Raw genomic sequence first — 15,537 nt, 5'->3', positions numbered from 1 at the left:
ATCCACAAAAAGAATGAAAAAAAATTGGAACGGAATGTAGCAACGGGTACGAAGTCGGGAGACTTCGCACAGCAAGTTTAAAATCCTGATCTGTAGTTCTCCTTCAATATCATTTTTAGGATGCGTTTTTCTTTTTACTAAAGTTTTTATGTTTTATGGAAAAAAGGTAAAAAGTGCAATTGAAAGCGAAAACAGTCCATTGATGTCCTTTGGCAATTGACGCAACTTTGCAATATCAAATTAACAATAACATTTAAAACCAATAATTAAAAACTTTTAAAAATTTACAAAATGAAAAATTTAATCTTATCAATCGGACTATTTACTGCTTTATTAGTTAACGTGTCATCTTTTGCACAAACAAAGAGAACTCCGGCTTCTTATGGAAGGGAAGAATACATTGAAGTGGAGAAAAATGTAAAACTTCACGTAACTGATCTTGGAGAAGGGAAACCAGTAGTTTTAATTCACGGATGGCCACTAAGCGATGCCATGTACGAATACCAGTACGCAGAACTTATCCAAAAAGGATATCGTGTGATCGGAATCACCTTAAGAGGTTTTGGATTATCAGACAAACCGGCAGGAGCCTATAATTATGATGTTTATGCAGATGATATCAAAGTGATCCTCGACAAACTTAAAATCGAAGGAGCCACAATCGGCGGATTCTCTATGGGAGGCGCAACCGTGATTCATTATGTAGCCAAATACAATGCAGCCCACGTTTCAAAACTGGCTTTGTTTGGCGCCGCAGCTCCACTATGGACTAAAAGAGCTGACTTTAATTACGGTTTCTGGACAAAAGAAGATGTAAACGGACTTATTGCACTTAACAATACCAACAGACCGCAGTTGCTTGAGAATTTCGGAAAAATATTCCCGGCAAATGAAACAAGCGTGTCTGCAGGGCAAGGAGCATGGTTAGGAACTATTCAGGCACAGGCTTCTCCATACGCTATGGGGGAATCTTTGAAAGCGCTTCGTGATACTGATTTAAGAGAAGATTTGAAAAAAATTAAAATACCAACTCTTATCCTTCATGGTGCACAGGACAAAATCTGTTCTTATGAACTTGCAGAACAAATGCACAAATCAATTGCCAATTCAACTTTGGTTCCATTCGAGAAAAGCGGTCATGCCTTGTTTATCGAAGAGCTTCCAAAATTTAATGCCGAATTAATCAAATTCATAAAATAAATAAAAACAAAAATCAGGAAAGCTGTCTGGTAAGGACGGCTTTCTTTTTTTTAATAAATTAATAAAAGAAACAATGAAAAATATAATAGCACTGGTATTGGTACTATTGAGCTTTAAGGTGTCGGCACAGACCCCGGAGCAAAAATTAAATCAATTGGGAATTCAGTTACCACAAATACCGGAAGCGTTAGGGAGTTATGTGGATATGGTAAAAGTTGGAAATCTGGTTTTTCTTTCCGGAAGAGGACCACTTAAGGCAGATGGAAAATACATTATTGGAAAAGTTGGAAGTGATCTCCCTGCAGACGAAGGATATCAGGCTGCCAGGTTAACGGCCATCAATCAGCTGGCGGTACTTAAGCAGGCTTTTGGAAGTCTGGATAAAATAAAACGGATAGTCAAAGTAAATGGTTATGTGAATACCGCAGACTCCTTTACAGGACAATCTAAAGTAATGAATGGTTTTTCGGATTTATTAATTGAGGTATTCGGTGAGCAGGGCAGGCATGCGCGTACTTCTGTGGTTGTCTTTACCCTTCCGGCGAATATGGCAGTAGAAGCGGAGATGACTGTTGAAATGAGATAACATCATTAAAAACGAGTAAAACTTACTTATTTAATAGGCTAATAAAAATAAAGGCGTTAATTGAAAACAATTGGCGCCTTTTGGCTGTGGTGATTTCTACGGGACAAATTTCTATACATTTTATGAAAGATTTAAAGAGATAGGCTTACTGGAAGTAGAGGCTGTCTTTATATGTCTTAAGTATTTTGGTTTGTATGCCAGCTCTGCTAAGTGTTCTCTATTTATAAAATATGCAGATCGCTGTGCGAAGTCTCCCTACTTCGTACCCACTCCAGTGATCTACAAAAAGAATGAAAAAAAAATTGGAACGGAATGTAGCAACGGGTACGAAGTCGGGAGACTTCGCACAGCAAGTGCCAACACTTCTTATAGTGGGGATTGATGTAAATTCGTATCTGATTTTTAATATTTTTTGATATCATTTGAGCCTGTGTGCTGTACCCCTGAAGAAGTTTCATGCTTCCCAATCCAGTATAATTTTACCTATATGACTGCCATCTTCCATACATTTGTGAGCGCTTACAGCATTTTGATACGAAAATGTTTTGTAAATAACGGGCTTGAATTTTCCATTTTCAATTAATGGCCAGATGTTTTTAAAAACCTCTTTTGTTAATCGGTTTTTGTAGTTGTAATCTCTTACGCGTAAAGTGCTTCCAGATATTGTGATTCTTTTAACCATTAACTGCCAGATATCAAGTTCTACGTTTTTACCATTCTCCGCATTAATATGAATAAGTCTTCCTTCTTCATTTAAGACATTAAGATTTTTTTGAAAATAAGGTCCGGCAATCATGTCAAGAATGACATCTATACCTTTGGGTTTTAAAATTTCTTCGAAATCCTCTGTTTTATAATTTATAGAAAGATCAGATCCTAATTCGGTACAATACGTGGCTTTTTCTTCTGAACCAACTGTTGTAAAAACTTTTGAACCCAAAGCATGAGCAATTTGAATGGCCGTAATTCCTATCCCGCTGCTGCCTCCGTGCACTAATAGAGATTCACCAGGCTTGAGTTTCCCCCGCTCAAAAATATTAGACCAAACGGTAAACACTGTTTCAGGCAGACTAGCCGCTTCTATAAAATTTAAACCAAGAGGAACAGGCAGACACTGACCTTCTTTAACAACAACATATTCGGCATAGCCAGCACCGGCAAGAAGGGCACAAACCTGATCTCCTTTTTTCCATTGCGTAACTTCTGGACCACATGCGGTAATAATACCAGATACTTCAAGACCCGGAATCTCATTAGAGGTACTATCTGGAGCGGCATATTTTCCCTGACGTTGGAGAATGTCACTTCTGTTAATACCAGATGCTTTTACCTGAATTAATACTTCATTTTCAGAAGGAATTAAATCAGGAACTTCTGCCAGCTGCAAAACTTCAGGGCCTCCATATTTTGTGATTGTAATGGCTTTCATAATCTAATTTTTTAAAAAGGTAGATTATATTTTCCAAATAAGGCTTTGTTCTCAATACTTTTTGCAAACAGAGGGGCTTCTTCGTGGTTGTGGGCGTCAGAAGCATCTTGTCTTGCTTTTGCAGCTTGCGCTAAGGAAATTCCGTTTTCTTTGATGAAATTTAAAAATTCAGGTGTGGCAGTTGCATGAATTGTATTAGTGAATTTGGATGTTTTATCATCTATTCTTTCTGCTTTCAACTCCCATAGCACCTGTACTTTAGATCTTCCACTTGCTGTAATAGTGTCAGAAACAGATAACATGCGGCAATAATCAGCGCGATATTCATCAAAAAGATAGTGCTGTACAACAAGTGCAGTTCCTACATATTCTACATTGATAGACATTGGTATTCCTTCAAAATTTGAAGTAATTCCGGCAGCAATATGGTTTACCGAACAACGTTGATATTCGGCATCGGGCAGATTAAGCAGCCAGTCGGCTATATTGATCTTTTCAATAGGAGCATTCATTATTGCTGAAACAATTGATGCTGATAATGCATTTTCGGGTGTTTGTAAGATTTCCATTTTTTCTATTTTTTAAATTAACTTATGTCAAAGTTCGATAATCTAAACTAATCGTGAAAATGATATGTTTAGATCGTAACGATCGAAATTTTCGATTTAGAATTGTATTTTTGCAAAAATTAGATAAGATGGAACTTCGTCAATTAAAATACTTTGTCCGCGCGGCAGAACTTTTAAATTTCACTCACGCGGCAGATGAGTTGTTTATTACTCAAAGTACATTATCGCATCAGATAAAAGAGTTAGAAACGTCTCTAAATGTATTTCTTTTCGATAGAATAGGAAGGCGTGTTAAACTAACGGAATCAGGAGAAATAATGCTTGAATACGCGCGAAAAACGATTCGTCAGGCTGAAGAAGGCAAACAGGTTTTAATGGATTTAAATAACCTGAAAACTGGAAAAATAATTATTGGATCCACTTATGGCCTTGTAAATTTACTACTGCAATCGGTGACGGAATTTAATGAGGAATTTCCGGACATTCAGATTCAGATTGTACTGGGTTCGACGGCAGATCTAATGCAAAAAATGCGTTCATACGAAATTGATTGTATGCTTTCGTTTATGCCGTCTACCGAAGATAGTCAGCTTGATGTAATGCCTCTTTTCTCTGCAAATCTTTCATTGATTCTTCATAAATCACATTCTTGGAGTAAGCTAAAAAAAATTACATTTCAAAAAATCACAGAACTACCTTTAGTGCTGCCTTCCCAAAGTTACAGTGTAAGGAATTTTCTGGACGAAACGCTTCTAAAAAATAATGTAAAATTAAATGCAAAAATTGAAATTAACGATATTCATAGCTTGCTTGAACTGGTTAATACAAGAAAATGGTTTACTATCTTAATGGATACTTCGTTATTTCATTTTTCCGAACTTATAGCAGTCCCTATAGACAGCAAGAATATTACTCGTGAGGCAACTATTACATTTCCTTCAGGGATTTATCGCAAAGCTTCACTGGTACTTTTTCATAATTTAATTAAGAAAAAATTGATTCAAGAATAGTTTCGCATAAAAAAGTACAAAACCGTGTTTTATAAAGTTTCGAACCTAATCTGCTTATACCTTCAGTTTTAACTATTGGAAGGTGTATTTATTTATAGCTATTTCCTGATTTTATGTCATTAAAAAAGAGAAGCAAAAACAAAAAACAGCGTCAATTGTATTCAATTGGCGCCATTTGGCTGTAGTGACCCGTCAAGGATGAATTTCGCACCACTTTATAGAGGATTTGAAGAGATTGGCTTACTACAAGTAGGTGTTGTTTTTTATTGGCTTTATGAATTTGGTTTGAATGTCCTGCTGAGGATTGATGGAAAGTTACGGTATAATTTATTTGAAGTAAAAAAAAAAACTTCCATAGCTTATTATGGCAGATTTGAAGGCAATATACTAGTTTTTAAAGAGGACATTAATAAGTAATACTTTAATAGTTGTTATTTATTTTTTGCAATTCAGTTGGGGAGTAGCCAAACTGTTTTTTGAACGCAAAGGAAAAATGCGATAAATTTTCAAAACCTGTTTCATAATAAATCTCGACAGCTTTTTTATTTTTTTCATTAAGCTGATAATGGGCTAATTCCAATCTTTTTTTGGTTAGCCAGCGTTGTGGTGTACTATTGAAAGCCTTATAAAAATCCCGTTTAAAAGTGGTAAGACTCCGGCCTGTTAAATAGCCAAACTTTTCCAAAGGCATATTGAACATAAAGTTCTTCTCCATAAAAGCAGTTAAATCAATTTTATCAGGTTCTTCAAAGTTGGCCAATACAGCGTCAATAGCTACATCAATGTTTCTAAGAATTGAAATTGCTTCAGTAATTTTTAATGAAGCGATATTCTCAGGAAAGTTTTCCTGCATTTCAAAGTAAGGAATCAACGAAGCTAAGCAGCTTTCCAGCAAAGGATGTTTATGAAAACTGAAAATTTTTGGCAGGGTAGTTTTTAGTTTTACATTTTGGTGATCATAAAATTCACGAAGCCTTTTAGCCGTTAAATGCATCGCAACTGCTTTGTGGGGCAATCCATCTTTTGGAATATTAATGATTGTCGCCAGTTGATTTCTGGGAATTAAAAAAGTGCTGCCCGGGCCAAATACAAAACTTTCATCTGCCTGGATAATTTTGGTTTCACCCGAAATTAACCACACAAGCAGATGGTCATTAAACGCGGCTTCTGTTTTAAACAGCTTACCGGAATAATTAGAAAGTTTAATGTCTGGGTTTATGTAATTTACCTGATAATCCATAACTGCCTGTGTGGTATAAATATATAAATATTAACTAAGATCGAATTCTATTCCGGTCATCTCCTCGCTTAATTTCCATAAACGTTTTGCATTTTTTTCATCTAATGAATAGGGTTTAACACCTCCAATAATTTTTTCATTTGAATTTAAAGATGCAATATCTGCATTTTCACAATAAACTCCGCCAATATCATTAAGCAAATTACTGGTGGCTGCCCAAAGGGTTGTGGCTGCACCTTGCGGAATAGTTTTTAATGAAGCTGCAACTTCCGGCAGTATATTTCCCTCAGCATCACTGTAACCCAGTTTTTGGAATAAGTCAATTGGTGCTTCTCGCGCTAATTCAGTTTCTCCCACAGCGCCCGGGCATAAGGAATAGCTTCGTACATTACAGGCTTTCGCTCGTGTGTCCAATTCCAGTGAAAAAAGATTAACCGCAGTTTTAGACTGTCCGTATCCCTGTAACGTTTCATACTCCCTATTTAGGAAATTAGGATCCTGAAAATCAAAATCTGAAAATTGATGTCCTCCTGAAGAAACATTTACCACCCTGGCGCCATCTGCCCTTTTAAGGGCAGGCCATAATCTTGCCGTAAGCTGAAACAGCGCGAGATAATTGGTGGCCAGCTGTGATTCATAGCCTCGGTTGTCCCTGCGTAGCGGCACCCACATAATTCCTGCATTGTTAATGAGCAGATGAAGCGGTCTTCCTGAATGTAGAAACTTTTCAGCAAAAGCATCAATAGAACCGGGATTCATTAAATCCATTTTTTCTATTATTACATTTACAGTTCCCTCGAGATTTCTTTTGGCTTTTTCTACGTCTCTGGCCGGCACAATGACCGTTGCGCCTGCTGCTGCAAGTGTTTTGACCGTTTCCAGGCCAATGCCTGTATTGCCGCCAGTTACAATGGCAGTTTTCCCTGTAAGGTCAATTCCTTTTATAATTTCCTTTGAGGTAGATTTAGCATCAAATCCCGAACCTGTAGCTTTCTGTAATTTTCCTTGATAATTATTCTGTTCCATTTTTTTAATTTAAATTATTTTAACAGGACAAAATTAGATGATACGGGAAAGAGCAGCTTTGTTCAAACGTCTTATTATGGTTTGTTTAAACGTCCAGGTCAAAAATTTGCTGGTCAGCTTCTTTAATATTGCTGTACTGATATGTACAAATGCAGAGCCGGGGATTTCAAGTTTGATAAAAAATCTCCACGCCAGCTCTGCGAAGTGTTGTTTATTTATAAAATATGCTGATCGTTGTGCGAAGTCTCCTGACTTCGTAACCACTCCAGTGATCCACAAAAGAGTGAAAAAAGATTGGAACGGAATGTAGCCACGGGTACGAAGTCGGGAGACTTCGCACAGCAAGGGGGGAAAAGTTTTTGTTAAGTAACCAAATTTTTCCTTTCTAACTTCTACAGTGTCGAACAAATTAACTCTGCGTTGTTTGGACTTACTATCAATTGAGTTTATTTTTATAGTAATTTGGTTTTCTGAATCAGTTTTTCTGCTGCAATTTGAAATTAACAAAGCTAATATAGATATACAAACCGCTAGTTTAGTTTTATCGATGTTTAATTGCATATTAATTAAAAATTGCGTTAGATTATTGATTCTGCATTACAATTGCTGGTAAGGTTCTGGTACTACAGCGGGTTTGGGACTAAATTAAGTCCATTCTTCGGATTTGCCAAATCATCTCAAATACAAATCCAACTTTCCATTAAGTCAATTGCCCAAATTCGTTGTAGTAGCTGTTGGCAGTAGTTTTTTCGTTAGTATATAAAATCTGTCTTCGGCATTTTGGTTTCAAAGTCTAAAATTATTTTTTTATCAATTTTGTTACCATCTAATATAATTGATTTTAGTTGCTTCATTTTAAGTAAATTAATAGGAAGATTAGTCAATTCATTTTCGTATAAGTTTAATTCTTCCAAATTATTAAGTAAAGAAATTTCATCTGGAAGTTCTTTGATATGATTAACGCTTAAATGGATAGTTTTAAGTTTTTTACATTTAGAAAGCTCTAAAACAATACTTTTAGTATCAATTTTATCCTGTCTAATATATCCAAAAGTTTCTAAATTAGATAGTTTATTAAATTCTATATTTAAAATCTTAATTTGATTATTACCTAGATTTAATTGTCTAAGATTTTTAAATCGATGAATCTTTGATAAGTTGTTTGCAAAGTCAAATTCAAACATACTTGTTAAGTCGAGTTCTTCGATGTTTACATTATTTTCATAAAATGCCTCCGGAAAAGTTCTAATGTCGTTCCACCAAATATCTAGAGTTTTAAGTTTTTTAAGTTTAGTGATTTCAATTGGGAATGTTTTAAAATTATTCATTCCAATATTTAAAATTTGGAGATTTTTCAGCTCTTCTAAATGATTAAGTTCGGTTAAATTATTTACAGAAAGATTTAATTCTTGTAGATTAGAAAGTTTGAAGATTATTTTCGGGATTGTATTTAGATCGTTTTCTGATAAATCAACACGATAAACCAATTCTAGATTTTTTGGTAAACTATCTAAATTTTTATATGTTTTTTCATTTTGTAATTCACTTAACGACATAATTTTTTCTTCTTGTTTTTTGTTACAAGAGGTGAGGATAATTAGAAATAAAAATATTGTCGTTATTTGATTTTTCATAAAATTATTGCCAACGTTTCGCAGCTACACAGGGTTTGGGACTAAATTAAGATTTATTTTTCGGTTAAAGACTAATTTTTCAAGTACAAAACCAACTTTAAAATAAGCTAATTACCCAAATCTCGTGTAACTGCTGTTGGCGGTAGATGCTATTTTTCTGCGTTCAAAATCCATCTACATTTCGAGTCAACATATTTTAAACTCATTTGATTTTTAAACGGTCCATGTAAGCATATAAATTTTTCTGCACCCAAAACGAAACCTTTGCTTCTATTTTCAGGAGTAAATTTAAATTTTAAAGTATCCAAATCCATTTTCCATTCAAAATAAACTTTGCCTTTTTTATCATAGCAAATCAAACCTTTTCCATCTTCATTAAACTCTAATTCAATTTCATTCCCAAGATATTGGCTTTCATCGCAAACAGATTTTTCTAAATTCCATTTTCCAATAGGCAAATTGTTTTCGGAAGCCGATAATAAAGAACTTATTACTGTCCAAATATGAGAATGTTCATTTTAGAAATCATTTTGTGTTCTGTTTTACAATTACCGCCCACTAATTTATACCAGCCATAAAATAGTACCAATACGACTTTTCTTAGCTGGCTTTGTGCCATTCAAGCTTTTTTAACGAATATAACAATAAATATCAAATTTTTCAGCTGTTCGGCAATAGCTCTAAATAACTATTTTCAGCGCATAGCTTATGTAATACCCAGCTCTGCGAAGTGTTGTTTATTTATAAAATATGCTGATCGCTGTGCGAAGTCTCCCGACTTCGTAACCACTCCAGTGATCCACAAAAGAATGAAAAAAGATTGGAACGGAATGTAGCAACGGGTACCAAGTCGGGAGACTTCGCACAGCAAGGGGAAGCTATACACCATAACGTTCTGAAACCGCAATAAAATTCTTAATTGTTTTCCTTTGTATTAGCTTTTTAATTTTTCTTTTGCTTCATCTTCATTTAGATAGATGTCATCTAAAAATCCAACTAAATCCATGTTTTTGGATTCGTTTCGAATATTGGTTTCACCCAAACTTTCAAGATTTCCCGAAACAATGTCGTCAACATCAGATATTCCAAGAAAATCTTCAAAAATTACAAAGAATGTGTTTTGTAATTCAATCGCGCAAATATCATTTTTTATATATCTGATTATTCCTTTCATAGTAAATATTTTAAGTAAAATTTGATAGCCAGTACTGGTAACGTTCCCGCGCTTGGCGTCAGTTGCGAACTTTGGAACTTATTATTTTCCATTAAGATAATTTTTCTTGCGAAATGTGAACGTGTATTTACCACAAAATTCGCAATTGCGCCAAACGTGTGTTGGCAGTAGTTGAGATTTTTACAAATTTAATTGCACAATCCTATTATTTAACCAATTTCTTATCTCTTGAGTATAATCTGTCCAATTTGGTGAAGTAGAAAGTTTATCAACAACTCTGTTTAATCCAGTTGTCTTGTCATTATATCCAAGTAGAGCTATAATTTGATTAACATACTCGTGCTTATTTGCTACTGCATTAATTTGTGCTGCTGCAAGAACAATCTCAGTATTGTCATTAATTTCTCTAAGATTTCGATTAATAAATTGTTCCGGCGTTTCTGCAGTAGGTATTGAGTATTGTCTAATACAACTTAAAGCAGAATTCCTATTCGCAACAGCTGCCGGTTCAGTTCCTGCAAAATACTTCTCCATTTGCGTCATTTTTTCAGCAGAAACTTTATAACGATCACCGTCTAAGAGAACTAGTATATTTGTTAAATCTTCACCCTTTAAAAATAATCCAGTTGCAAGGGCGAAACCGTTATCGATTGAACCAAATCGTTTTATCGAGCAATGTCTACGAATATTGAGTTCTTCCACTACTTTTTGCACAATTGACTCTGACAAATCATCTTCAACAAAAATTTCTAAAGTTCGAATTTGTTGACCAGTTAGTCTTGAGATACAATCAGGATTTGTTTCTGTAAAACAAAAAGTATTGTTCCCAATTTGATGAATGTGGCGTATATTTATATCGGTGCGGTTTGTTAATTCTTCCCTATGGCTTGTAAATATGATTTGCAAATTTCTATCATTCGCTCTATTAACTAAAATTGTTATTAGTCTGTTAAGTGCATCAGTATGTAATGTCAAATCAATTTCATCAATTATAATAAGAGAATAGCGTGTTGCTTTGAAAACGGTATTAAGAATTTTAAAAACTCTTTGCTCCCCAGCGCCCATTGCCAAAGAAGAATATTGGATACCATTGTTTCTGACTCCAATAAATTTTTTGTTTCCCGCTTCAATATTATTGTATTCGTCATATTGCTTATTCATAACTACACTTGCATTTTGTCGAATTTCATTAGATAGAGCGTCAACTAAATTTGTTGTAGCTGTAAAGCGAATTATATTTTGTGATTTTTCAAGTTCAATATCAGGTACGCAACTATTTATCCCCACAAAATAAACGTCTCTTTCAGGACGATTTTCATAACGCGGTCTCCATCTATCAGATTTAGAATATGTTCTTTTTACATTATTGAAAACCGTTAAATCTTGTCTATAAGAGTGAGTTATTTCAAAACTGCTTCCAAGATATTTTGTATGTGAAGTATGTGTAAAAAATTGACTGAACTTGAAGTTAAATCTATTTGGATCATTTTGTGATGGTTTATATATACTAACAATAGAATAAATCAATGATGATTTACCGCTACCATTTACACCAAAAATGCCTGTTACATTGTTTGTTTCTAAACTTAATACAAAGTTCCTAAGGCTTTTTAATTCTGTGTAATTTATCGAATTTAATCTTTGTTGAGTTATTGCCATTTATTTAGTTTTCGTTCAATTACTGCCAACTAATCTATACCTGCCATAAAATGGTGCCAATACGGCTTTTATAGTTGGCTTTATACCATTAGTAAGATTTTTAAGCGAATATAAGAATAAATACTAAATCTTTTTAGCTGTCAAACAATAGTTGTCACTAAGTATTTTTTGACTCGTGTCCTTCACAATACTTCGCAGGTGCAGTGTTCAGCTTTTGTAATTCACCCCAGGGCTTACTGCTTTTTATCCTTTATCCACCGTACCCCAATTGCTTCCCTTTTGCTTTTTATCAAAGATCCTGTATGCTTTGTTTTTTATTTCAGAAGCAGAGGTAGTCCGTGTCCTTGAGCAAAAGCAAGGCCGGGCCTTTCAGGTCTTGCCAAAAAATCTCCACCCATTCGGGTTGTATTTTTTGACAAAGCCTTGCTTTTGCCGGACACTCGCCTTTTTATGCTCATAAAACAAAACATAGCATCGGCTGCGTAGGTGACTTTTTTAACTGAAACAGAATAATTAAAAAAATATTTTGTTTGTAAAATTGGAACAAAAAAAAAATAATAAAAATTTGTTCTGGTTTTTGAAACAAATAAACAAAAAGCTAAATTTGTTCCATTAGATCAAACAGAACAACCAAAAAGCAGGAGCAATGAAAAAAGAAGAAAATCTTGGAGCGCTATTAGGAATACCACAGGAAGAGATGGCTTTGTTATTAGAGGTGAATCGCGTTCATTGGGCGCTGTTCCTGACCGGAAGGCGTAGTTTGCCTACAGCAGCGCTACTCAAATTGACCGAAATGCTTACTCTTTTAAAAGAATCTGATACCGAAGAACCAGATGCTGCTGTCCTAAAGGAAGAGCAGGAACAAATAAAAAAATACATAGAAGAGGAGATCATTATGAACCAACGCAACCAACGCGTAGCAGCAGATGAGCTCGAGAGGTGTAAAAAAAGATACCAGTCGGCTCAAAATGCAGTAAAGCTTACTGATGCCCTGATTGCCAAAGGACAGCAAATCGGAAAGGAGCAGCAAGAACTATTGCCCGGTATAAAAAGTGCCGCCCAAAACGTCCTGAAGAAAAACAGTCTACTGGTACAAGAGCAATACACTATAAAACTACTCGTACTGCAGCAGAAAGAAACGGTATTGAGACAACGGTTGTTGAGTGAGTAAGCAGTATAAAGTTTATAGTTGACAGTTTATAGCTTTTCAATTAAAAAAGGTGACAATTATATATTTGAATAAAATATCTTTATACTTTTATAAATCAATGTCATCCTGAGCGAAGTCGAAGGCTTTTACCTGAAAAGCCTCTATATAATTCACTAAATTAATTATTATTTATCAACTATAAAGAGACCCGAAAGTCTCTTTATAGAATTAGTGTATCTTTATAAATAATTATTTACTGATTAATTTTTCAAGCCTCACCATCATCTCCTCTTTCTCTTTCAGCATACGCTCGTACAGCGCAATTTTTTCATCGTATAATTGAACAATTTTGTCAATTGGATTAAATGTACAGTTTGGATTAACTGCATTTAGTGTTGATGTATCATTACTTGTAAAAGTATTAGAAATAATATTTATAGCTTGTTCTTCATCAAAATTCTGAAAAGCCTCCACAGGAATTTTTAATACAGCTGAAATTTGTTTCAGCAGGCTGTCTTCAATTACATCTTTCTGCTCCAGCATCGAAATTTTCTTTTGGTTCCAGTCTGTGCCCAGATCATAAGCTAATGCTTCCTGCTTTATATTAAGCATTTCTCTGAAACGTTTTACGTTTTTTCCCTGATGTATTTTCTGTTCCATAATGCGTATCAATTTTTCTAAAAGCTCAAAGATAAAGCGATTTTGATTAAAAATCCTGAATTTCAAAGATAAAAAAATATCCAGTAAAACACCTTTTTTTGTCAGATATTATATCCGTTTTTAGAATAGCAAAAAATAAAAAGTGAAAGAATCTGTATGCTGCGAAACTGTTTTTCATTTTTCTTTTCCTGACTTTGTGAGAAATAGTAAACCGTTATCCTGCAGGGAAATACACGTATGCGACATAACTGCAATAAATTGATTTAATATTTTTTTTACTTAATTGGAAAGTATATTTTTGTTAAAAAATCAGATTTAATTATGAAAAAAGTTTTACTTTTTATTTTACTTCCTTTATTGAGTATCGGACAATCACAAATTGGAGTAGCTATTCCTGGAGAAGCTGCTAATGATAATAGTTCCAGTGTTTCCCTTTCCAGTGATGGGACTACTCTGGCTATTGGAGCTCCTTTTAATGATGGAAATGGTACCAATTCGGGTTCAGTTCGGGTGTATAAGAATGTATCTGGAACCTGGACACAAATTGGATTAGATATAGATGGAGAAGCTGCCAATGATCAAAGTGGCTGCAGTGTTTCTCTTTCCGGCAATGGATCTGTTTTAGCTATTGGAGCGCTATATAATGGTGGAAATGGCAGATATTCGGGCTCAGTACGTGTGTATGAAAGTAGATCTGGTACCTGGACAAAAATAGGCGCTGATATTGATGGAGAAGCCGCTGCTAATTATAGTGGTAAAAGTGTTTCTCTTTCTAGTGATGGCAGTATTTTAGCTATTGGAGCTGAAGGTAATACCAAAAGGGGGTATGCTTCAGGAACAGTATATGTATATAAAAATATTTCGGGTACCTGGACGCAAATAGGAGCAGACATATACGGAGTTGCAACTTATCCTGCTCTGGGGAATAATGTTTCCCTTTCTGGTGATGGAGGTATTGTTGCTATTGGCCTTCCATCAGAGCATGGAGTTGTAAGTGGTTCAGGAAAAGGTGTAGTGCGGGTGTTTAAAAATATTTCAGGGACTTGGACACAAATAGGAGTAGATATAGAAGGAGAAGCGAATGGTGATAACAGTGGCTGGAGTGTTTCACTTTCCAGCGATGGTACTATTTTAGCTATTGGATCAATATTTAATGGTGCAAATGGTTCAGGTTCAGGTTCAGTACGTGTATTTAAAAATATATCTGATACATGGACACAGATAGGTACTGATATTAATGGAGTAACCACTGATGATTTTAGTGGTAGAAGTATTTCTATTTCTGGTGATGGAAGTATTCTGGTTATTGGAGCTGATGGAAATAATCATTCAGGATCAGTTCGTATATATAAAAATGTGTCAGGTATCTGGACTAAAGTAGGAATAGATATAAATGGTGAAGCGGCTTATGATCAAAGTGGTTTTAATGTTTCTCTTTCCGGTAATGGATCTGTTTTAGCTATCGGAGCTCCATATAGTGATGGAAATGGTGTATATTCAGGATCCGTTCGGGTATATGATTTATCAGCTGCTCTGGCAGCTGTTTTGAGTTCAGATAGTTTTGTATTGGCTAAATTTTCGGTTTTTCCTAATCCGGCTTCAGAAGTTGTTACTATTAGCTTGCAGGAAGATTTAAAATTAGAAAAAGTAAATATTTACAACACTTTTGGACAATTGGTGAAAACAGAAAAGAAAACTGTTATTACTGTCAATTCTTTAGCAAAAGGAATATATTTTTTTGAGGTAATTACCAATAAAGGAAAAGCTACTAAACAGATTATTGTAAAATAACCGTAATTAAAAGCTAGTATTAAAAGATCACGGATCAAAGCATATTGTTGTGGGGAAATATTAAAATCTAGATATTTGTATTTCCAAATTATACCCCAGTGCAAGATTCTTTTATCGACATCCTTAAGTTGTTATTACCTGAGATAATAGTAGACTACTTTGAACTTACTTCTTATAAAAAGGAAGAGGAAACACTACATCTTTATTTGAAAGAGATTAATTCTATACCTAAAGAATACCGAGAATCAAAACTAAGTTCAAAAGGATTCTTTGAAGAGATAACGGTTCAGGATTTTCCTATCCGTGGACATCAGGTTTATCTTCATATTACCCGTAGAAGATGGCTTAATGAAGATACAGGAAAAGTAGTTTTCAGAGATTGGAATTTAGTAGCAGACGGAACTCGTGT

Annotated in this window: 16 protein-coding genes and 1 pseudogene; 6 read left to right on the top strand and 11 right to left on the bottom strand. The window is 34.7% G+C overall.

All coding sequences use genetic code 11. The annotated features are described in order from the left end of the window. The first annotated feature begins 291 nt into the window (after positions 1-291). Positions 292-1,200 (top strand): alpha/beta fold hydrolase, encoded by a 909-nt coding sequence (locus GJU43_RS22355; protein WP_154344124.1) that lies wholly within the window; start codon positions 292-294, stop codon positions 1,198-1,200. 73 nt (positions 1,201-1,273) lie between these two features. Beyond that, positions 1,274-1,786 carry a RidA family protein gene (locus GJU43_RS22350; protein ID WP_154344123.1) on the top strand — a complete coding sequence of 171 codons (513 nt, stop codon included), beginning with the start codon at positions 1,274-1,276 and terminating at the stop codon, positions 1,784-1,786. Positions 1,787-2,240: 454 nt separating this feature from the next. Here the strand turns inward: GJU43_RS22350 and GJU43_RS22345 are convergent, their stop codons facing one another. Both GJU43_RS22345 and GJU43_RS22340 read right to left on the bottom strand, forming a co-directional pair. After that, positions 2,241-3,215, bottom strand: coding sequence for an NAD(P)H-quinone oxidoreductase (locus GJU43_RS22345; protein WP_154344122.1), 975 nt, complete (start codon positions 3,213-3,215; stop codon positions 2,241-2,243). Positions 3,216-3,226: 11 nt separating this feature from the next. Then, positions 3,227-3,784 (bottom strand): hypothetical protein, encoded by a 558-nt coding sequence (locus GJU43_RS22340; protein ID WP_154344121.1) that lies wholly within the window; start codon positions 3,782-3,784, stop codon positions 3,227-3,229. Between the two features lie 128 nt (positions 3,785-3,912). Between GJU43_RS22340 and GJU43_RS22335 the strand changes: the two genes are divergently transcribed. After that, a complete protein-coding gene (locus tag GJU43_RS22335; RefSeq protein WP_195760087.1) occupies positions 3,913-4,794 on the top strand; it encodes a LysR family transcriptional regulator in 882 nt (293 codons plus the stop codon). A gap of 421 nt (positions 4,795-5,215) precedes the next feature. On the opposite strand, the gene GJU43_RS22330 is transcribed toward GJU43_RS22335, so the two are convergent. From GJU43_RS22330 to GJU43_RS22300, 8 genes are all read right to left on the bottom strand, one after another. After that, positions 5,216-6,034, bottom strand: coding sequence for an AraC family transcriptional regulator (locus tag GJU43_RS22330; protein ID WP_154344119.1), 819 nt, complete (start codon positions 6,032-6,034; stop codon positions 5,216-5,218). A gap of 30 nt (positions 6,035-6,064) precedes the next feature. Next, a complete protein-coding gene (locus GJU43_RS22325) occupies positions 6,065-7,060 on the bottom strand; it encodes an SDR family NAD(P)-dependent oxidoreductase (RefSeq protein ID WP_154344118.1) in 996 nt (331 codons plus the stop codon). Between the two features lie 33 nt (positions 7,061-7,093). After that, positions 7,094-7,621: a hypothetical protein gene (locus GJU43_RS22320; protein WP_154344117.1), complete on the bottom strand. Its 528-nt coding sequence runs from the start codon at positions 7,619-7,621 to the stop codon at positions 7,094-7,096. A 191-nt stretch (positions 7,622-7,812) separates the two neighbouring features. Beyond that, complete coding sequence (locus tag GJU43_RS22315) at positions 7,813-8,694, bottom strand: leucine-rich repeat domain-containing protein (RefSeq protein ID WP_154344116.1); 882 nt, start codon at positions 8,692-8,694, stop codon at positions 7,813-7,815. A 149-nt stretch (positions 8,695-8,843) separates the two neighbouring features. Next, complete coding sequence (locus GJU43_RS22310; protein WP_154344115.1) at positions 8,844-9,152, bottom strand: hypothetical protein; 309 nt, start codon at positions 9,150-9,152, stop codon at positions 8,844-8,846. Between the two features lie 32 nt (positions 9,153-9,184). Then, positions 9,185-9,313: a hypothetical protein gene (locus GJU43_RS23185; RefSeq protein ID WP_255473812.1), complete on the bottom strand. Its 129-nt coding sequence runs from the start codon at positions 9,311-9,313 to the stop codon at positions 9,185-9,187. 315 nt (positions 9,314-9,628) lie between these two features. Continuing rightward, the gene (locus tag GJU43_RS22305) at positions 9,629-9,868 is read right to left on the bottom strand and encodes a hypothetical protein (RefSeq protein WP_154344114.1); all 240 of its coding nucleotides are present in this window, start codon (positions 9,866-9,868) and stop codon (positions 9,629-9,631) included. Between the two features lie 180 nt (positions 9,869-10,048). Then, positions 10,049-11,527, bottom strand: coding sequence for an ATP/GTP-binding protein (locus GJU43_RS22300; RefSeq protein ID WP_154344113.1), 1,479 nt, complete (start codon positions 11,525-11,527; stop codon positions 10,049-10,051). 646 nt (positions 11,528-12,173) lie between these two features. On the opposite strand from GJU43_RS22300, the gene GJU43_RS22295 reads away from it, so the two are divergent. Beyond that, positions 12,174-12,698 (top strand): hypothetical protein, encoded by a 525-nt coding sequence (locus GJU43_RS22295; protein WP_154344112.1) that lies wholly within the window; start codon positions 12,174-12,176, stop codon positions 12,696-12,698. Between the two features lie 228 nt (positions 12,699-12,926). Here the strand turns inward: GJU43_RS22295 and GJU43_RS22290 are convergent, their stop codons facing one another. Then, the gene (locus GJU43_RS22290) at positions 12,927-13,337 is read right to left on the bottom strand and encodes a helix-turn-helix transcriptional regulator (RefSeq protein ID WP_154344111.1); all 411 of its coding nucleotides are present in this window, start codon (positions 13,335-13,337) and stop codon (positions 12,927-12,929) included. Positions 13,338-13,694: 357 nt separating this feature from the next. On the opposite strand from GJU43_RS22290, the gene GJU43_RS22285 reads away from it, so the two are divergent. Both GJU43_RS22285 and GJU43_RS22280 read left to right on the top strand, forming a co-directional pair. Further along, positions 13,695-15,128 (top strand): T9SS type A sorting domain-containing protein, encoded by a 1,434-nt coding sequence (locus GJU43_RS22285; RefSeq protein WP_229655118.1) that lies wholly within the window; start codon positions 13,695-13,697, stop codon positions 15,126-15,128. Between the two features lie 206 nt (positions 15,129-15,334). Beyond that, positions 15,335-15,537 (top strand): annotated as a pseudogene (locus GJU43_RS22280) (transposase); the annotation flags it as partial.

This window comes from Flavobacterium sp. LC2016-23, assembly GCF_009674775.1.
Lineage (GTDB): Bacteria > Bacteroidota > Bacteroidia > Flavobacteriales > Flavobacteriaceae > Flavobacterium.
The sequence above is the reverse complement of the archived record's forward strand: the minus strand, read 5'-3'. Positions and strand labels throughout refer to the sequence as shown.